General features: G+C 63.3%; 17 protein-coding genes. 5 read left to right on the plus strand and 12 right to left on the minus strand.

Annotated features, from left to right (window positions below; translation table 11 throughout):
- Positions 1–16: 16 nt before the first annotated feature.
- From U5782_RS38795 to U5782_RS38830, 8 genes are all read right to left on the minus strand, one after another.
- Positions 17–1,039 (minus strand): ABC transporter permease, encoded by a 1,023-nt coding sequence (locus U5782_RS38795; protein ID WP_322049157.1) that lies wholly within the window; start codon positions 1,037–1,039, stop codon positions 17–19.
- 35 nt (positions 1,040–1,074) lie between these two features.
- Positions 1,075–2,784 carry an ABC transporter substrate-binding protein gene (locus U5782_RS38800; protein ID WP_322049158.1) on the minus strand — a complete coding sequence of 570 codons (1,710 nt, stop codon included), beginning with the start codon at positions 2,782–2,784 and terminating at the stop codon, positions 1,075–1,077.
- A gap of 263 nt (positions 2,785–3,047) precedes the next feature.
- Positions 3,048–4,085 carry a HoxN/HupN/NixA family nickel/cobalt transporter gene (locus tag U5782_RS38805; RefSeq protein ID WP_322049159.1) on the minus strand — a complete coding sequence of 346 codons (1,038 nt, stop codon included), beginning with the start codon at positions 4,083–4,085 and terminating at the stop codon, positions 3,048–3,050.
- A gap of 13 nt (positions 4,086–4,098) precedes the next feature.
- A complete protein-coding gene (locus U5782_RS38810; protein ID WP_322049160.1) occupies positions 4,099–4,605 on the minus strand; it encodes a cupin domain-containing protein in 507 nt (168 codons plus the stop codon).
- 178 nt (positions 4,606–4,783) lie between these two features.
- A complete protein-coding gene (fusA, locus tag U5782_RS38815; RefSeq protein ID WP_415914490.1) occupies positions 4,784–6,892 on the minus strand; it encodes an elongation factor G in 2,109 nt (702 codons plus the stop codon).
- 294 nt (positions 6,893–7,186) lie between these two features.
- Complete coding sequence (locus tag U5782_RS38820; RefSeq protein WP_322049162.1) at positions 7,187–7,705, minus strand: DUF192 domain-containing protein; 519 nt, start codon at positions 7,703–7,705, stop codon at positions 7,187–7,189.
- Positions 7,706–7,952: 247 nt separating this feature from the next.
- Positions 7,953–8,156, minus strand: a complete 204-nt coding sequence (locus U5782_RS38825; protein ID WP_322049163.1) for a hypothetical protein — start codon at positions 8,154–8,156, stop codon at positions 7,953–7,955.
- 351 nt (positions 8,157–8,507) lie between these two features.
- On the minus strand, positions 8,508–9,104 hold the full coding sequence (locus U5782_RS38830) for a pseudouridine synthase (protein ID WP_322049164.1): 597 nt from the start codon (positions 9,102–9,104) through the stop codon (positions 8,508–8,510).
- A 376-nt stretch (positions 9,105–9,480) separates the two neighbouring features.
- Between U5782_RS38830 and icd the strand changes: the two genes are divergently transcribed.
- On the plus strand, positions 9,481–10,737 hold the full coding sequence (gene icd / locus U5782_RS38835; RefSeq protein WP_322049165.1) for an NADP-dependent isocitrate dehydrogenase: 1,257 nt from the start codon (positions 9,481–9,483) through the stop codon (positions 10,735–10,737).
- 158 nt (positions 10,738–10,895) lie between these two features.
- Here icd and U5782_RS38840 read toward each other — a convergent pair whose 3' ends face one another.
- Both U5782_RS38840 and U5782_RS38845 read right to left on the minus strand, forming a co-directional pair.
- Positions 10,896–11,474, minus strand: coding sequence for a lipid-binding SYLF domain-containing protein (locus U5782_RS38840; protein WP_322049166.1), 579 nt, complete (start codon positions 11,472–11,474; stop codon positions 10,896–10,898).
- 477 nt (positions 11,475–11,951) lie between these two features.
- Positions 11,952–12,335, minus strand: a complete 384-nt coding sequence (locus U5782_RS38845; protein ID WP_322049188.1) for a hypothetical protein — start codon at positions 12,333–12,335, stop codon at positions 11,952–11,954.
- Here U5782_RS38845 and U5782_RS38850 point away from each other — a divergent pair.
- Positions 12,253–13,803, plus strand: coding sequence for a multicopper oxidase family protein (locus U5782_RS38850; RefSeq protein ID WP_322049186.1), 1,551 nt, complete (start codon positions 12,253–12,255; stop codon positions 13,801–13,803). The two genes, U5782_RS38845 and U5782_RS38850, sit on opposite strands and share 83 nt — an antisense overlap.
- A gap of 151 nt (positions 13,804–13,954) precedes the next feature.
- On the opposite strand, the gene cspD is transcribed toward U5782_RS38850, so the two are convergent.
- Positions 13,955–14,161 (minus strand): cold shock domain-containing protein CspD, encoded by a 207-nt coding sequence (cspD, locus tag U5782_RS38855; RefSeq protein WP_017776809.1) that lies wholly within the window; start codon positions 14,159–14,161, stop codon positions 13,955–13,957.
- A 698-nt stretch (positions 14,162–14,859) separates the two neighbouring features.
- On the opposite strand from cspD, the gene clpS reads away from it, so the two are divergent.
- From clpS to U5782_RS38870, 3 genes are all read left to right on the plus strand, one after another.
- Positions 14,860–15,174, plus strand: a complete 315-nt coding sequence (clpS, locus tag U5782_RS38860) for an ATP-dependent Clp protease adapter ClpS (protein ID WP_028213389.1) — start codon at positions 14,860–14,862, stop codon at positions 15,172–15,174.
- On the plus strand, positions 15,171–17,462 hold the full coding sequence (gene clpA, locus U5782_RS38865; RefSeq protein ID WP_322049167.1) for an ATP-dependent Clp protease ATP-binding subunit ClpA: 2,292 nt from the start codon (positions 15,171–15,173) through the stop codon (positions 17,460–17,462). The genes clpS and clpA overlap by 4 nt, the downstream gene beginning before the upstream one ends.
- A gap of 148 nt (positions 17,463–17,610) precedes the next feature.
- Positions 17,611–19,014, plus strand: coding sequence for an amino acid permease (locus U5782_RS38870; protein ID WP_322049168.1), 1,404 nt, complete (start codon positions 17,611–17,613; stop codon positions 19,012–19,014).
- Positions 19,015–19,086: 72 nt separating this feature from the next.
- Here the strand turns inward: U5782_RS38870 and dut are convergent, their stop codons facing one another.
- Positions 19,087–19,533: a dUTP diphosphatase gene (dut, locus tag U5782_RS38875; RefSeq protein WP_322049169.1), complete on the minus strand. Its 447-nt coding sequence runs from the start codon at positions 19,531–19,533 to the stop codon at positions 19,087–19,089.
- Between the last annotated feature and the right edge of the window lie 13 nt (positions 19,534–19,546).

Here is a 19,546-nt window from a genome sequence, read left to right on the forward strand (position 1 = left end):
CTCATGAGCGGGTTTTTCATCGGCTGGCGGGATTGCGCAGACGTGGATCGAACAGCGCGTGCAGTAGATCGGCGCCGAAATTCGCGAGCGTATAGACGAGGCCCACCGTGAGCACGCCCGCTTCGAGCAGCGGGAAGTCCTTGGCCTTGGCCGCGTTGTAGATCAGCGAGCCGATGCCGGGATAGCGGAACAGCGACTCCACCACCACCAGCCCGCCGATCAGATAGCCGAGTTGCGTGGCTGCCACCGTCACGCTCGGCAGCAGGGCATTGCGCAGCACGTGGCGCACGATCACGGTATGGCGCGGCAGGCCCTTGAGGATGGCGGTGCGGGTGTAGTCGGCATCGAGCGCGTCGAGCATGCCCGCGCGCGCGATACGCGCGAGATAGCCGAAGAACACCAGCACGAGCGGCAGCACCGGCAGCAGCAGATGGCGTAGCGTCTCGAATACGCCCGCGTCGGGCGGCGCCACGGCTTCGATCGGCAGCCAGCGCAGCCACACGCCGAACACGAGGATGAGCGCAATCGACGAGACGAACTCCGGCACTGCGCTCGCGCAAAGCCCGAGCGTGCTGATGAGCCGGTCGAGCCAGCGTCCGCCATTGAGCGCGGCCCACACGCCGCCGCCGATGCCGAGCGGCACCACCACGATGAAGGCCAGCAAGCCGAGTTTCGCGGATTGCAGCAGCGCGTCGCCCACCATCGGCGCGACCGGCTGGCGGTACGTCCAGGATGTGCCGAAGTCGCCGCGCAGCGCATGGCCGATCCACGCGCCGTATTGATCGAGGAGCGGGCGGTCCGCGCCCAGTTGATGATTGAGCGCGGCCACGGCGCGCGCGTCGGCCAGCGGGCCGAGCACGGCTCGGCCGATGTCGCCCGGCAGCAATTGACCGCCCGCGAACACCAGCACGGAAAGCAGCCAGAGCGTGAAGAGCGCCCACGCCGCGCGGTGCGCGAGAAAGCGCGCAGCACCGCTGCCGCGTGGCAGGCGCGGTGCTTGCCTGTCGGAGTGAGGCGGTCTCGTCAGCTCAGTGGCCATTGCCTGGACAAATGCGGGCGCGCCATCGCCATGAATCAGGCCGCGAGTGTGGCGCGGTCGAAGTAGAGCTGCGCAAGCGCCGTGAAATGCACGCCCGAAAGCGCCGTGCGCTGCGCGATCAACTGGTCGTAGAAGAACGGAATGATCACCGGCGTTTCGTCGAGCAGCAGCGTCTGGATCTGCGCGGACACCTGCTTTTGCGCGGCCACGTCGAGCGTCGCGACGAACTGTGCGACCAGCTTGTCGTACTGCGGATTGCGAAAGTGCGCCGCATTCCATGTACCGCCGCTCGTGAGCGGTGCGTTGAGGAACACGTTGGGCACGCCGCGATGGCCGTAATCGGTGATGCCGAGCGGCGCGTCGAGCCAGTCCGATTTGCCGTAGGTGCCCGCGCCGTAGTACTGCGACTGGCTTTCCACCTTCAGCGCGATGCGCACGCCGATGGCCTTGGCCGCGTTCTGCACGACCACGGCGAGATCCGGAATCTCCATGTACTTCTCGGTCGTGAGCGTGACGTCGAAGCCGTTCGCCACGCCCGCCTGGGCGAGCAACTGGCGCGCGCGGGCCAGGTCGGCCTTGCGCTGTGGCACGGTCGTGGCCGTCGACGGGAAGATTGGCGCGAACGGGCTGTCGTTGCCCACCACGGCGCGGCCCTTGAAGAGGCCGCGCACGATGACGTCGCGGTCGAGCGCGAGCGCGAGCGCCTGGCGCACGCGCTTGTCCTTGAACGGCGCGACGTCGTTGCGCATGTGGATCTGGCGGTGGGCGCTCGAACGCACGCCGATCACCTTGAAGTCGGGGTTGTTGAGAATGCCGATGCCGCCCTGCACGGTGAAGGTGCCCATCACATCGGCCTGATTGCCTTGCAGCGCGAGAATCTGCGCCTGCTCGTCGGCGTAGAAGGCGAACTGCACGCGCGCGGGGAGCGCCTTGTCGCCCCAGTAGCCGTCGTGGCGCACGAAGCTCGCGCCTCGACGCGCTTCGTATTTTTCGAGCTTGAACGGTCCGGTGCCGATGAAGCTCTTCTCGTAGTTGCCCGCGTAGTTCGCGGGCAGCAGCACGGCGTTGTAGTTGTCCGACGAGACGTAGTAGGGGAAGTTGCCGTTGGGCGCGTCGAGATGGAACGCGACGGTGTGCTCGTCGACGAACTTCGTGCCGCCCTTCGAGAGCACGCCCTTGAGCACCGAGAGCGCCGCCGAGCCGCTGGCCGGATCGGCCAGACGGTCGAACGTGGCCACGACGTCTTTCGCGCCGAATGGCTGGCCGTCGTGAAACTTCACACCGGTGCGCAGCTTGAAGGTCCACACATCGGCGTGCTCGTTGGGCTGCCAGGAGAGCGCGAGGGCCGGTTGCAGGTGGCCGTCGGCGTCGTCGTTGAGGAGGAATTCGCCGGTCTGGTTCAGGAGGCACAGCGCGCCCGCATCGGTCACGGTGAGCGGATCGACCGCGCCCGCGGGCATCAGATGCGCGACGCGGATGGTCTGATTGCCCGGGGTGCCGGGCTTGCTCGCGGCCTGGGCACGCGCGCCGCGCGGTGCAATCAGGCTGCCACCCGCGAGGAACAGGCTCGACAGACCCAGCACGCCCGCATGGCGCAGCAACTCGCGGCGCGTGAGGCGGCCGGCAAGAAATTCGTCGATGGCGTGGTTGCCGTATTCGCCAGCCTGGCGGCGCAGCGGTTCGAGGTCGGGCGATGCGCTCGTAGTAGCGAGCGCACGGGAAGGCGTGGACTGCGGACGTTTCATCGGCGCGAATTTCCGTGCGGTTCCGTGGAGGGGCGCGGCCGTATCAAGCGGCCGTATGAGGCGGCGGACGCGACGGCGGCATGCGGTGCGGCAGACGACGGGTGCGGCCCAGTCTACGCGTTTTCGGGAATCGCTACGAGGCCCAGGGTTGTGCGGGGTTGCGCTCGGCCGCGCGGGAAGGCAGGCATGGCGCAGCGAGCGGCCGTGCCTTTGCTCGCACGGATGTGGAAGCGGCGCAGGTGTCTGCTATCGCATGAGACGCGTCACAGCGCGCCCGAGCCGCCTGCGTGCGCCGAGGGCCGACGCCAGCGATGGAACAGCACCGAGCCGATCCAGCACGCGATAAAGAGCGCGACGATGCCATAGCCAAGCTCGCCGAAGCGGTCGTTGAGCCCGGTGGCGATCGACCACAGGCCGCCGCTTGCGCCGAGCTTATCGGCGATCAGGCCCAGGGCTTCCACGCCGCCGATCACGATCGCCACCAGCGCCGAGACGAACGTGATGCTCGCGTTGTAGTAGAGCTTGCGCCTGGGGTCGTCCATGGCCCAGCCGTAGGCGTGGACCATCAGCACGTTGTCGGTGGAGTCGACGAGCGTCATGCCCGCCGTGAAAAGCGCCGGAAACACGAGGATCGAATAGAGCGGCAGGCCCTTGCCGGCCTCCGCTGCGGCAATCGCGAGCAGGCCGATTTCCGTGGCTGTGTCGAAACCCAGACCGAACAGCACGCCCACCGGGTACATGTGCGAGCTTTTCGTGACGAGCCGGAAAAGTGGCCGCAGCGCGCGCGAAAGCAGACCGGCTGGCGCGCTCGTCTGCGCGGCGAGCGCCGCTGCGTCGTCGCCTTGCTGCATGCGACGGTAGCGCCGCCAGACGTCGCGCAGGATCACGAGATTCACCCCCGCGAGCACGAGCAGAAAGCCTGACGAGACCAGCGTGCCGATGGTCGAGCCGATCTCGTGGAACTGCTCGAAGCGCCCATGCAGCGTAAGCGCCGACAACGCGATGCCGATGGTCGCCGCGATCACGATGGAGGAGTGCCCGAGCGAGAAGGCGAGGCCCACGCCGATCGGCCGCTGACCGCGTTGCATGAGCTTGCGCGTGACGGCGTCGATGGCGGCGATGTGGTCGGCGTCCACCGCGTGGCGCAGCCCGAAGCCGTAGGCGAGCACGGCGGTGCCGAGCAGCAGCGGATAGTGGCGCAAGGCGATCAGCGCCCAGGCCCAGGCCGCGACGTTCGCGGCGATCAGCACGGCGTAGAGCGGAATAAGGCGTCGGCGCAGCGGCCTGGCGTCAGGTGTCATGCGTGGGCGGCGTTCAATGATCGTGGGGATGGCGATGAATCGGATCGACCCAGTAGACGGTCTCGGGCGCTTCGACGGCGTCGATGTTCAGGTTCACGACCACGGCCTCGTTGTCGCTGCGCACCAGCACGCATTCGAGCGCATCGTCGGTGCTCGCGTTGATTTCCTGGTGCGGCACGTAGGGCGGCACGAAGATGAAGTCGCCGGGCCCGGCTTCGGCCGTGAACTCCAGATGCTCGCCCCAGCGCATGCGTGCGTGGCCGCGCACCACGTAGATCACGCTTTCCAGCGCGCCGTGATGATGCGCGCCGGTCTTCGCGTTGGGATGGATCGTCACGGTGCCGGCCCAGATTTTCTGCGCGCCCACGCGCGCCGCGTTGATGGCGGCCGCGCGGTTCATGCCGGGCGTCTGCGCCGTGTTGCTGTCGAGCTGGTCGCCGCGGATCACCTTGACGCCGTGCTCGCGCCAGTCGACGGGCGTGTCTTCGTGAGGTTGGTCGGGGTCATGATCGTGGCTCATCGTCGTGTCTCCTCGCTGTTGGCGCGCTTGCGTCGCTTGTGCGTCAGTTCGCGCTGCGTGCAGCGTGATCGTTGCATTGTGGCATGGTCGAATTTTTGCCGCGCGCAGACAAAAAAGCCCGTCCGGAAAGGGACGGGCTTGTATGAACCGCACTGCGACGCGCGGTGACGTCTCGCGGTTACGTCTTCTTCGCGTTGATGACCGCCTCGGCCACGTTCTGCGGCGTTTCCGAGTAGTGCTTGAACTCCATCGTGTAGGTGGCGCGGCCCTGGGTGAGCGAGCGCAGCGACGTCGAGTAGCCGAACATTTCGGAGAGCGGCACTTCGGCGCGCACGATCTTGCCGCCGCCGCCCGCGATGTCCTCCATGCCCTGCACGATGCCGCGACGGCTCGACAGATCGCCCATCACGTTGCCCATGAAGTCCTCGGGCGTTTCCACTTCGACAGCCATCATCGGCTCGAGCAGGATCGGCTTGGCCTTGCGCATCGCCTCCTTGAAGGCCATCGAGCCGGCCATGCGGAAGGCGTTTTCGTTCGAGTCGACGTCGTGGTACGAGCCGAACGTGAGCGTCACCTTCGTGTCGACCACCGGGTAGCCCGCGAGCACGCCGGCCTTCAGCGTCTCCTGGATGCCCTTGTCGACGGCCGGAATGAATTCGCGCGGAATCACGCCGCCCTTGATGGCGTCGACGAATTCGTAGCCCTTGCCCGGCGCCTGCGGTTCGAGCGTGATGACCGCGTGGCCGTACTGGCCGCGCCCGCCCGACTGCTTGACGAACTTGCCTTCGACATCCTCGACCTTGTTCTTCACCGTTTCGCGATACGCCACCTGCGGCTTGCCGACGGTCGCCTCCACGCCGAACTCGCGCTTCATGCGGTCGACGAGAATTTCCAGGTGCAGCTCGCCCATGCCGGAGATGATGGTCTGGCCGGACTCTTCATCGGTCTGAACGCGGAACGACGGGTCTTCCTGCGCAAGACGATTGAGCGCGATGCCCATCTTTTCCTGGTCGGCCTTGGTTTTCGGCTCGACGGCCTGCGAGATCACGGGCTCGGGGAAGATCATGCGTTCGAGCACGATCGGGTTCGCCGGATCGCACAGCGTGTCGCCGGTCGTGGCTTCCTTCAGCCCCACGGCGGCCGCGATGTCGCCCGCGCGCACTTCCTTGATTTCCTTGCGCTCGTTCGCGTGCATCTGGAGGATGCGGCCAAGGCGCTCCTTCTTGTCCTTGATCGCGTTGAGCACCGTGTTGCCCGATTCCACCACGCCCGAATAGACGCGGAAGAAGATCAGCTGGCCGACGAACGGGTCGGTCATGATCTTGAAGGCGAGCGCGGAGAACGGTTCTTCGTCGCTCGGATGACGCTCGATTTCCTTGTCGTGGAGGTCGTGACCGAGAATGGCGGGCACGTCCACCGGCGAGGGCAGATAGTCGATCACGGCGTCGAGCATGGCCTGTACGCCCTTGTTCTTGAACGCGCTGCCGCACAGCATCGGCACGATTTCGCCGGCGATCGTGCGCTTGCGCAGTGCGCCCTTGATTTCGTCTTCGGTCAGGCTCTGGTGGTCTTCGAGGTACTTTTCGAGCAGCGTCTCGTCGGCTTCGGCGGCGGCTTCGACCATCTTTTCGCGCCATTCCTTCGCCGTTTCCAGCAGGTTCGCAGGAATGTCCGCGTACTCGAACTTCACGCCCTGGCTCTCGTCGTCCCAGACGATCGCCTTCATCTTCACGAGATCGACCACGCCCTGGAAGTGATCTTCCGCGCCCACCGGAATCTGGATGGGCACGGCCACACCCTTCAGGCGCTCGCCGATCTGCCGCTGCACGCGGAAGAAGTCCGCGCCGACACGGTCCATCTTGTTGACAAAGGCGATGCGCGGCACCTTGTACTTGTTCGCCTGGCGCCACACGGTTTCCGACTGCGGCTGCACGCCGCCGACCGAGTCGTACACCATGCAGGCGCCGTCGAGCACGCGCATGGAGCGCTCGACTTCGATCGTGAAGTCCACGTGCCCCGGTGTGTCGATGATGTTGATGCGGTGTTCGGGGTAATTGCCGGCCATGCCTTTCCAGAAGGCAGTCGTCGCGGCCGAGGTGATCGTGATGCCGCGTTCCTGCTCCTGCTCCATCCAGTCCATGGTCGCCGCGCCGTCGTGAACCTCGCCGAGCTTGTGATTCACACCGGTGTAGAAAAGGATGCGTTCGGTCGTCGTGGTTTTGCCGGCATCGATGTGGGCGCTGATCCCGATATTGCGATAGCGCTCGATGGGAGTCTTGCGAGGCACGGTGATCTCCTTGGAATGACGCGCCATGGGAAGTGCCGGGCGGCGCGCGGCGCGGCCTGCGCGCTGTCCGGCGATCCGCGTGAGGGCTGATCCGGATTGCTGCGGGCAAGCCGGGGTCGCGCGGTGGATTACTAGGATAGCGCTTGCGCGTGGCTTTTGCAGAAACAGCGCCGGAGCGGGGGACGGCGCAGCAGAGGCGGGCGGCGGACGTAAAAAAACCGGCGCCGCGGGTTGCGGGGCCGGTTTCCTGGGCGCGACGTGAAGGACGTCTGCGCCGGTCGTGCTTGATTGCGCTTACTGCATCGGCGGCAGGCCGTCGATCTTCATGCCGGGCTTGATGCCTTTCGACGTGAAGAAGCCCTTGCTCATTTCGAGTGCATAAACACCGTTGTTGCGCGGGCAGTGGTTGTTGGTGGTTTCCGCCTGCATCTCGTCGATGTCGGTGATCGTGCCGTCGGCGCGCATGAAGGCGATCGACAGCGGGATCAGCGTGTTCTTCATCCAGAAGCAGTGCACGGCGTTTTCGCCGAACACGAACAGCATGCCTTCGTTGGGGGCGAGTTGCGTGCGATACATGAGACCTTGCTCGCGATCCGCATCATTGGCCGCGACGGCGGCGTCGATCACGAACATGCCGGCCGTGAGCTTCAGACGCGGAAAATCGCCCGGCTGCTTCGCGCCGGGCGGCATCTGTTGCGCGTGAGCCGGTGTGCTGGTGAGGGCCGACGAGAACGTGAAGGCCGTGACGGCAGCAAGCGGCAATGCAACGGCAAGCGCGCAGCGCGCGATGAGCGGGCGCAGAGAAAATCGCACGAGGGGACTCCTTGCTAGAGATTAGTCCGCGCATGTTACGCGAGTACGTCAGCGCGGGTCAAAACTTGCGGCGGCTGATGAGCGAAGCGCGACGATGCGCAACGAGTACGACGCGGCGATGCATGCACGGGGACGTCTTGTTCGATGCTACATAAACAAAAAGGCAGAGTGCCTTGCGACACTCTGCCTTTCGAACGAAGCGAAGATCGGCACGATGGGCCGTTCTCCGAAACGTCTTACAACAAGCTTACTCCGAAGCTGCCGAAGCTGCTTCAGCCTTAGCTGCAGCTGCCTTCTTGTGCGACTTCTTGTGCGACTTCTTGTGCGAAGCCTTGTGTGCCGACGAAGCAGCAGCTGCCGGAGCAGCCGAAGCAGCTTCCGGAGCCGAAGCTTGTGCGAATGCAGCCGATGCGAAGAGGCCAGCGACCAGAGCAGCGATCAGTTTGTTCATTTTGTACATCCTCAGCTTGAGTTAATTAACCAAGTGACCCGGTTATATTGGATCAGGTCGGTAAACGTGCCATCCACCTTTCGGTTGACAGTCGCCTTCGACAAATTTGCATGAATTTGCGCGTGTTGCGTCTGCCAGCGGTCGGGACCGTGCATTGCTGCGAGGACCCTGAAGGCTGAATGCCGGATAGCTTCGGCGGCATCTGCGTCGTTTAACGCATGGTCTCGCAAGACGGTTGACGCGAAGTTTTCATTTGCTTCTCGATTTGTCGAATAAGTGCGGCGGCTGAAAGGCCGCGCTTTTTGCAGGGGTGCCGATTCGAAAGAAATTGAAAAAGTGCTTGCGCAACAGTTACTTGAGATCGCGCCGCGGATGCGTCGAGGGCTTCCACGGAGCATCCGTGGGCACGTCGGTGCTCTCACCGGGCGCGAGACCCAGCGAAAAAATATTTAGCGAGCCGATCGCCACACGCACGAGACGCAGCGTCGGAAAACCTACCGCGGCAGTCATGCGCCGCACTTGCCGGTTTTTGCCTTCGCTGATCGCAAGCTCGATCCAGGTGGTGGGAATCGCGGCGCGAAAGCGGATCGGTGGCGTGCGTGGCCAGAGCAGCGCGGCATCGGTATCGGAAATTTTTTTTGCGCGACACGGCTGTGTCACATAGTCGCCGAGATCGACGCCACGTTCGAGCGCGGCCAGCGCATCGTCGCCGGGCGCGCCTTCGACTTGCGCCCAATAGCGCTTCACGAGCTTGCGTTTGGGCTCGGCGATGCGCGATTGCAGGCTTCCATCGTCGGTGAGCAGCAGCAGACCTTCGCTGTCGGCGTCGAGTCGGCCCGCCGGATAGACGTTCGGCGTCTTGACCCAGTCGGCAAGCGACTGGCGCGTCTCGTGCGGCGAGAATTGACAGATCGTGCCGAACGGTTTGTTGAGGGCGATCAAGCGCATGGCGGAAGAAACAATATGCAAATCAGGATGGGGGTAGCGCCGCGATCTTAATGCAAAACGCGCATCTGTATGTCATGAGTCTTATATAAGACATAAGACGTTATGTGCGCGGGCGGCGTTTGAAATTACAGTATGAACGCCCCGCGAGCGTATCGTGAGGGCGCCGGCACGAGCGTTCGGAGCGTGGGCTAGAATAATGGCCAGATTTGGGCGCCGCGTCGAATTCCATGCCTTGCCGCCAGCCTGGCTGCATTGGCCATGACGATCGTATCGGCGCCCCGCACGGCATCGGCAGCCGATCGCGCGCTCACGCATGCGCCAACGAACGGTTCACGGCCCGCACAAATACAGACCTATCCCCCTACTGGAGTTGATCATGCCGTATCAGCACATCAAGGTCCCGGCGGGCGGTGAGAAGATCACCGTCAATCCGGATTTCTCGCTCAATGTCTCCGACCAGCCGATCATTCCGTACATCGAAGGCGACGGCACCGGCGTCGACATCACGCCGGTCATGCTCAAGGTAGTCGACGCCGCCGTGGAGAAGGCCTACGGCGGCAAGCGCAAGATTCACTGGATGGAGATCTACGCGGGCGAGAAGGCGACGCGCGTGTACGGCCCGGACGTGTGGCTGCCCGAAGAGACGCTCGACGTCGTGAAGGAATACGTCGTGTCGATCAAGGGACCGCTCACCACGCCGGTGGGCGGCGGCATCCGTTCGCTGAACGTGACGCTGCGCCAGCAACTCGACCTCTATGTGTGCCTGCGGCCGGTGCAGTACTTCAAGGGCGTGCCTTCGCCGGTGCGCGCGCCCGAGAAGGTCAACATGGTGATCTTCCGCGAGAACTCGGAAGACATCTATGCGGGCATCGAATGGCCTGCGGAGTCGGAAGGCGCGAAGAAGATCATCGCGTTCCTGCGCGACGAGATGGGCATTTCGAAAATCCGCTTCCCGGATAGCTCGGGTCTGGGCATCAAGCCGGTTTCGCGCGAAGGCACGGAGCGTCTCGTGCGCAAGGCGATCCAGTACGCGATCGATCACGAACGCCGTTCGGTGACGCTCGTGCACAAGGGCAACATCATGAAGTTCACCGAAGGCGCGTTCCGCGACTACGGCTATGCGCTCGCGCAGAAGGAATTCGCGGCTGAACTGATCGACGGCGGCCCGTGGATGAAGATCAAGAACCCGAAGACGGGCGCGGACATCGTCATCAAGGATGTGATCGCCGACGCCTTCCTCCAGCAGATCCTGCTACGTCCGGCCGAATACGACGTGATCGCCACGCTGAACCTGAACGGCGATTACATCTCGGACGCATTGGCGGCGCAGGTTGGCGGCATCGGCATCGCGCCGGGTGCGAACCTGTCGGATTCGGTGGCGATGTTCGAAGCGACACACGGCACGGCGCCGAAGTATGCGGGCAAGGACTATGTGAATCCGGGTTCGGAGATTCTGTCGGCGGAAATGATGCTGCGTCACATCGGCTGGACCGAAGCGGCGGATCGGATCATCGCGTCGATGGAAAAGTCGATCCAGCAAAAGCGCGTGACGTATGACTTCGCACGCTTGATGGAAGGCGCGACGCAGGTGTCGTGCTCGGCATTCGGCCAGGTGTTGATCGACAATATGTAAGCGGATTCGGGGCGCATTGTTCTTGCGCACTGAATGCTAAAAACCCGGCGGACCTTCGCGTCTGCCGGGTTTTTTTATGGATCGTCGGACAGGCTTGAATCGTTTTTTTAGTTATCCGAATTTATAGGGTGAGTGTGCGTGCTCGATTCAGGCCCAGCTTAGTTGGGCAGTCGCGTGATCTTCTGGCCTTGCACGCCCAGACCGGCCATCAGACCGGATTGCCCGTAGATGAACGCGAACACATCAGGCCGTGCGGTGGTCGTTGTGACGTCGCGGGCCATCCCGCTATCGGCGACGGCGACGCTCGGCCCCATGCCAACCGACCAGCCGTCGGCGGTGTCGAGATTCTTGACCGCTTCAGGCGTCATCAGCACCATCGCTTCGGAGAAGTTTTGTGCGCCTGCCTGCATCCCCCACGACACCGCGCCTGCGTTGTAGTAGCCCTTCACGCTGCCGTCCCGTCCGAACAACACGCCATTGCCACCCGAGCCGCCGATCAGCAGGCCAGCCTTCAGGATGCTGGGAAAGACCAGCACGCCGGCGGCGTTGGCGCTCAGTTCCTTCGCGCGCGGAGTACTTGCATAAAGGTTCTTCAGTGCATCGCGCGCATCTTGTTCTAGTTGCGCGCGCGAGGTGGCGTCGCTGGATGCCGTGAATGGCGTGGTGAGCGTGCTCGAACAGGCCGCGACGAGCATGGCGCCAAGCAACGCGGCGATGCGTAGAGGTTTGAGTGACATGATGTGAGCGCTCCTGATTCGATTTGCTTGTTTGTTTCGATGACGCTCGCCAGCAAGTCGCAACGCTTCACAAGCCGACGAGGACTGGATCTTAGCGAGCAGTCCTGCCGGTTTCTTTGTCGTACCCATGCTTTGCAGCGAGATAGCGCGAGCGATGCACCGTCTCGTGTGCGCTATCATGATGCGGATCAATAGCGTGTCGTCTCCTGCATGACTGTCCTGTGCCGCCTTCTTCTCGTTTGCGTTTTCGCGCTGCTCGGCATGCGTGGCGCGAACGCGTGCGAGCACATGGGGCACGAAGCGCCAATGGCGTCGATGGCGCATGTCACGCATCGGGCCATCACGAGCAGTAGCGGATGCGACCTTGCTCAAGCTGCGCATACCTGCGCGGGCTGTGCCGATCACAGCGATTGCGCTCACCACGCGGGATGCTGCGGCGCGGGTGGCTGCGCCCAGTGCGGCTTGCCGCTGCACGCGTCACGCGTCGACGCCCAAGTGCTGTCGCATCACGCGCCCTCGATGTGGGTTGCCGCGCTGCGCGTCGGCATCACGCACGCGCCTCCATTGCCTCCTCCGATCGTCTGAATGCGGCTCGCGTGCGATTGCGCGCGTGAAGCCGAGGTCCAACGAAACGCTTCGCAAGCCTATGTACGCGAAGCCGATGACCGCCTGCGCGGTGCGCGACCGAAGCGCGCCTTGCTGGCAGACGTATTTGAGGAATTCATCGATGAAACGCAGAACGTTTTTGTCCGGCGCACTGAGCGCTGCCACTGCTACGTTGTTCGCGCGCACGGCGTTTGCCGGCGAACCTGGCAACGCGATGTCGGGGATGGCAGGGATGCAGGGCATGTCTGAAGGCATGGCGCACGCATCGGCCTCGCTCGCGGCCATTGACGCGTTACCCGCTGGCGCACCGCTTCCGGCATTGCGCTTGCTCGCCAACGAAAGTCGCGAAGCGGGTGTGTTTCGAGCAACGCTAATCGCGCGGCCCGTGTCACACGCGCTACTGACCGGCCAGCAGCCGACCACATTCTGGCAATACGATGCAGATGACAAGGCCAATGCGGCCGATAACAGCTGCCCGGTGATCGGCCCGCTCATCGATGTGCGCGAGGGCGACCGCGTCGAGCTGCGCTTCGTGAACCGCCTGACGCAGCCGTCGACGATTCACTGGCATGGCTTGCCCGTGCCGCCCGATCAGGACGGCAATCCGTCAAACTCCGTCGCGCCTGGCGGCGAGCGCATCTATCGTTTCACTTTGCCGAAAGGCAGCGCGGGCACTTACTGGTATCACCCGCATCCGCACATGCTGTCGGCGGAACAGGTGTTTCGCGGGCTCGCGGGGCCGATCGTCGTACGCGCCGCCGACGATCCGCTCGCGGGCTGGCCGGAGCGGCATCTGTTCGTCTCGGACCTGAAACTGGCGACTGATGGCACGATTGCCGCGAACAGCATGATGGACTGGATGAACGGCCGCGAAGGGCAGTTCGTGCTCATGAACGGCGCGCGCGAACCTCGCATGGAGATCGTGCGCGATGAGCGCTGGCGCGTCTGGAACGGCTGCAACGCGCGTTATCTGCAACTGGCGTTCGACGATGGCCGGGCGTTCGCCCAGGTCGGCACCGACGGCGGACTACTCGGCGCACCGCGCGAGGGTGTGACGTCGCTCCTGCTCGCGCCGGGCGAGCGCGCCGAGTTGATCGTGCGTGCGGGGCAGGGCGCGGGCCAGGTCGCGACAATGGCGCGCCTGATCGCGGCCCAGTACGACCGCGGCAAGATGGCCATGACTCATGGCAGCCTGCCGCCCACGCCGACGGCTGCACTGGCACAGATCCATTTCGCGCCTCAGGGCGAGGGCACGACCGTGCCGCTCACGCTACGTCCGATCGAACCGCTCGTGCCCTCAGCTGCCAAACAATCCGTGGTGTTCAGTGAGGCGATGGACATGCACGCGATGCACCAGCCGGGTGCAGCGAACAGGTCGATGCCCCAAGGCATGCATTTCATGATCAACGGCGAGTCATACGATCCGGCTCGCATCACGCTCACGAGCCGGCGCAACGTAGTCGAGCAATGGACGATTACGAACCAGACGGACATGGATCATCCCTTCCATCTGCATGGCACGCAGTTTCAGATACTGGCGCGCGAGTCGCGGGGCAATCGGGTGAACGAGGCTTTGCTCGCATGGCGCGACACGGTCAACGTGAAGCCGGGAGAAAGCGTGCATCTCGCGACGGTTCAGCATGTGGCGGGCGAGCGCATGTTTCATTGCCATATCCTCGAACATGAGGACCTCGGCATGATGGGGACGCTGCGTGTGACGTGACGCTTCGAATAACACGCGCGCGTGAAACTAACGTTAAAAAATGTGACGCGCGCCAGGTGTTTTATTCAAGATGCGAATGGCGAATAAAAACCTTCGCACAAAAAAGAAAACCCGGCCGAAGCCGGGTTTCCAAGGTACGGGTACCGAACGATCAGGCTGCTGCCTGAATGTTCGATGCCTGTTTACCCTTCGGGCCTTGCACGACTTCGAAGCTCACCTTCTGACCTTCTTTGAGGGTCTTGAAGCCATTCATCTGAATAGCCGAAAAGTGCGCAAACAGGTCCTCGCCGCCTTCATCCGGCGTGATGAACCCGAAACCCTTCGCGTCGTTGAACCACTTGACCGTACCGGTTGCCATACCAACTTCCCCTGTAACTCATGTCACTACCACGAGCAGTTCGAAAAGCTAAACGATCGCAGAGTGCGATCGCCCCCTCCTCACAAGCTCACCAACGGCATTTTTTCGAAATTAAAGGCGGTTGAAAAAAGTGCCAGCTTGATTGTTGAGGCTCTTTATTCTGGTGTCAAGAATATTTTGAGACGTTCCAGGACGCGTTGTAAAGATCGCATTTCCAGGGTTTTTCCGGCTTTTCTAGCGGCCTTTGCTGCTGCGTCGCGCAGCAGGTTGCCAAAGCGGAGATCGGGTTCGTTTTTTATCCCTACACCGACGATGGCGTTTAGCCACGCATCTTGAAAAGTCGCATAATCGACTCACATGGGATGCATCGCTGGGCCGGACCCAGGGCACGACGTGGCACGGAATCTGAATGTGTGCGTGCGCAGGCCGACAAAGCGAGGACGATTCGGCGCGAGTCGTGGCCCACGTGAGCGCGCAGGTTGTGCGATACTCGATTCGACGGTGGCCCGAAAGCTGCTGGCAGGATGATTCGAACCGGCCCCGCAGCCGGCGCCCACTGGGCGAAGTTGATCGAGCCCGGAACGGGGAAGGCGCAGGGATTGCTCGCAGGATGTGAGGGCGCCGGAGCCAGTTTCACCGGACGGCCGGTCGGGTTACGGCAGGATTGCGGGCCTGGCCGAGTTGTTTAGAATGGGTGTATGGCGATTATCCCGGACAAGCAGGATTCAACCGTACTGGAGCGGCAGGAGCAAAAGGTCAAACCGCCCTCCATGTACAAGGTCGTGCTGATGAACGACGACTACACGCCGATGGAGTTCGTCGTGATGGTCGTGCAGGAGTATTTCAATAAAGACCGCGAGACCGCAACGCAGATCATGTTGAAGGTCCATCGCGAGGGCAGGGGTGTTTGTGGGGTCTATACGCGGGACATCGCGTCGACCAAAGTTGAGCAAGTCGTTACCCACGCACGGCAGGCCGGGCATCCGCTGCAGTGTGTGATGGAGGAAGCATGATTGCCCAGGAACTGGAAGTCAGCCTGCACATGGCGTTCATGGAAGCACGTCAGGCGCGGCACGAGTTCATAACGGTCGAGCATCTCTTGCTGGCGCTGTTGGACAATCCGACAGCGGCAGAAGTGCTGCGCGCCTGTGCCGCGAATATAGAAGACCTGCGACAGAACCTGCGCAACTTCATTCACGACAACACCCCTACGGTGCCAGGAACGGACGACGTCGACACACAGCCGACGCTCGGGTTCCAGCGCGTGATCCAGCGCGCGATCATGCACGTCCAGTCCACTTCCAACGGCAAGAAGGAAGTGACGGGCGCGAATGTGCTGGTCGCGATCTTCGGCGAGAAGGATTCGCACGCGGTGTACTACCTGCAACAGCAGGGCGTCACGCGTCTGGATGTCGTGAACTTCATTTCGCATGGCATTGCGAAGACCGGCAGCGGCGAAGCCGCCAAGTCGAGCGACGCGAATGCCGAGGCGGAAGACGCCGCGGGCCAGAAGGAAACGCCGCTCGCCCAGTTCACGCAGAACCTGAACCAGATGGCGAAGGACGGCCGCATCGATCCGCTGATCGGGCGCGAACCGGAAGTCGAGCGCGTGGTGCAGGTGCTGTGCCGCCGCCGCAAGAACAATCCGCTGCTCGTGGGCGAAGCCGGTGTCGGCAAGACCGCGATCGCGGAAGGCCTCGCCTGGCGCATCACGCGCGGCGAAGTGCCGGACATCCTTGCCGACGCACAGGTCTACTCGCTCGACATGGGCGCGTTGCTGGCCGGCACGAAATACCGCGGCGACTTCGAGCAACGTCTGAAGACGGTGCTCAAGGAGCTCAAGGAGCGTCCGCACGCGATCCTGTTCATCGACGAGATTCACACGCTGATTGGCGCGGGCGCAGCATCGGGCGGTACGCTCGACGCGTCGAACCTGCTCAAGCCGGCGCTCTCGTCGGGTACGCTCAAGTGCATCGGTGCGACCACCTTTACGGAATACCGTGGCATCTTCGAGAAGGACGCAGCGTTGTCGCGGCGCTTCCAGAAGGTCGACGTGGTCGAGCCGACGGTCGAGCAGACCGTGGCGATCCTGCGTGGTCTGAAATCGCGCTTCGAAGAGCACCACGGCGTGAAGTATTCGTCGGGCGCGCTCAATGCGGCTGCTGAACTGTCCGCACGCTTCATCACCGACCGTCATCTGCCCGACAAGGCGATCGACGTGATCGACGAAGCGGGCGCGGCCCAGCGCATCCTGCCGAAGTCGAAGCAGAAGAAGACCATCGGCAAGAGCGAGATCGAAGAGATCATCTCGAAGATCGCGCGCGTGCCGGCGCAAAGCGTATCGCAGGACGATCGCAGCAAGTTGCAAACGCTCGACCGCGATCTGAAGGCCGTCGTGTTTGGCCAGGATCCGGCGATCGACGCGCTGTCGGCCTCGATCAAGATGGCGCGTGCGGGTCTGGGCAAGACCGACAAGCCGATCGGCTCGTTCCTGTTCTCGGGTCCGACGGGTGTTGGCAAGACCGAAGTGGCGCGTCAACTCGCGTTCACGCTCGGCATCGAACTGATCCGCTTCGACATGTCCGAATACATGGAGCGTCATGCGGTGAGCCGTCTGATCGGCGCGCCGCCGGGCTACGTCGGGTTCGATCAGGGCGGTTTGCTCACCGAAGCCGTCACGAAGAAGCCGCACTGCGTGCTGCTGCTCGACGAAATCGAGAAGGCGCATCCGGACATCTTCAACGTGCTGCTGCAGGTGATGGACCACGGCACGCTGACCGATAACAACGGTCGCAAGGCGGACTTCCGCAACGTCATCATCATCATGACGACGAATGCGGGTGCGGACACGATGAACAAGTCGACGATCGGTTTCACGACGCGCCGCGAACAAGGCGACGAAATGGCCGATATCAAGCGCCTGTTCACGCCGGAGTTCCGCAATCGTCTGGATTCGACGATCAGCTTCCGTGCGCTCGATGAGGAAATCATCATGCGCGTGGTCGACAAGTTCCTCATGCAGCTCGAAGATCAGTTGCATGAGAAGAAGGTCGATGCGCTCTTCACCGACGCGCTGCGCAAGCATCTGGCCAAGCACGGCTTCGACCCGCTCATGGGCGCGCGGCCGATGCAACGCCTGATCCAGGACACGATCCGCCGTGCGCTCGCCGACGAACTGCTGTTCGGCAAGCTCATGAGTGGCGGCCGCGTGACCGTGGACGTCGATGCGGAAGACAAGGTGACGCTCACGTTCGACGAGCAGCCTGCGACACGTCCGCCGGAGGCGGTCGAAGTAGAATAAGCGGTTAGTTCCGCTTCATTACGCTTCATCGTAGTTTCAGTCAGCCGGAACGGCGCGGACTTCAAGGTCCGCGCCGTTTTGTTTTTGTGCGCTATGTCGCTCAAGTGCGCGCAATGTCGGCGAAAACCGTCTGTCGTAGAGGATTGCTGTGGGTTCAGATAAAAAGGGTGCGTTCGACTCCATCGTCGAGCGCGAGCGCGGTCTGCGCCGGGGGCTGTCCGCCGGTCAGATGACGATGATTGCCATCGGCGGCGCGGTCGGCACGGGCTTGTTTCTCGGCAGCGGTTTCGCGATCGGCTTCGCCGGGCCGGGCGTGCTTATTTCCTACGCGATCGGCGCGCTGATCGCGATGTTGTTGATGGGCGCGCTCGCCGAGATGACGGTCGCCCATCCGACATCCGGTTCGTTCGGCGCCTACGCCGAGCACTACATCGGCCCGCTCGCGGGTTTCCTCGTGCGCTATGCGTACTGGTCGGCTTATGTGCTGGCGGTCGGCACCGAAGTCTCGGCCATCGCCGTGTACATGAAGTTCTGGTTCCCGCACGTGCCGGGGTTGTACTGGATCGTCGGCTTTTCGGCGGCGCTGATCGTCGTGAACGCGATGAGCGTGCGCGCCTACGGCAGCATCGAATATCTCTTCTCCAGCCTCAAGATCGCCGCGATCGTGGCGTTCATCGTGCTCGGCGCGTGGTTCGTCTGGCATGCGTCGGCGGATTCGGGTGTCGGCTTCGCGAACTACACCTCGCACGGCGGGCTGCTGCCCAAGGGCTGGTGGGGCGTGTGGGTGGGCACGATCGTCTCGCTCTTCAGCTATCTGGGGCTGGAGACCATTGCCGTGGCTGCCGCCGAAGCACAAGACCCGCAGCGCGCGGTCACGCGGGCGTTTCGCGCCACCATCGTGCGCCTCGTGCTTTTCTATCTGCTCACGCTCGCGCTGATGCTCGCCATCGTGCCGTGGACCGAAGCGGGCGGCAACGAAAGTCCGTTCGTGAAGGTGATGGCCGAAACCGGCGTGCCCTACGCGGCGGGGGCGATCAACTTCGTCGTGCTGGTGGCGGCGCTCTCGGCCATGAACAGCCAGCTCTACATCACCACGCGCATGATGTTCAGCCTTTCGCGCGCGGGCCACGCGCCCGCCGTGTTCGGCCGCCTCACGCGCCAGGGCGTGCCGACGGCGGCGCTCTCGCTTTCGACCATCGGCATTGCGGTGTCGGCCGTGCTCAATGCGCTCTGGCCGCAGACGGCGTTCACGCTGATGATGTCGATCGCCATGTTCGGCGCGATGTTCACGTGGCTCATGATCTTCGTCACGCAGATTTTCTTCAGGGTGAAAAACGCGGGCGAGCCGCTGCAATTCCGCATGTGGGGTTTTCCGGTCACGAGCCTGCTGGGCGCGTTGCTGATGCTGGGCATTCTGGTCGGGACCGCCTTTACGCCCGAATTCCGCATGACGCTCGCGTACGGCATCGCGTTCCTCGTGGCGCTCACGATCGTCTACGTGCTCTGGTACCGGCGGCGTCAGCCCGGCGCAGCCAAGGGTGCAGCGCTCTAAAAGCAAAAAAGCACGCTCGATGGCGTGCTTTTTTGTTGCTGCTGCTGGCGCTTTTTAACGCCGATCGGTCGCTCAGTGCTTGCCCGTGCTGCCGAAGCCACCCACGCCGCGCTCGCTCGCCGCGAAGTCGTCGACGATATTGAACTGCGCCTGCACGACCGGCACGATCACGAGTTGCGCGAGGCGCTCCATCGGGTTCAGCGTGAAGGTCGTGTGGCCGCGATTCCAGGTGGAGATCATCAGCTCGCCCTGATAGTCCGAGTCGATCAGACCGACCAGGTTGCCGAGCACGATGCCGTGCTTGTGGCCGAGACCCGAGCGCGGCAGGATCAGCGCGGCGTAGCCCGGATCGGCGAGATGGATCGCGAGACCCGTCGGCACCAGCTTCGTTTCGCCCGGTTCGAGCGTGATCGGTGCGTCGAGACACGCGCGCAGATCGAGGCCCGCGCTGCCCGGCGTCGCGTAATCGGGCAGCTGGTCGCGCATGCGTTCGTTGAGGATCTTGATGTCGATATTCATGGGGTTCCGTGTT

Source organism: Paraburkholderia sp. J67 (assembly GCF_905220265.1).
In the GTDB taxonomy this organism is placed as follows: domain Bacteria; phylum Pseudomonadota; class Gammaproteobacteria; order Burkholderiales; family Burkholderiaceae; genus Paraburkholderia.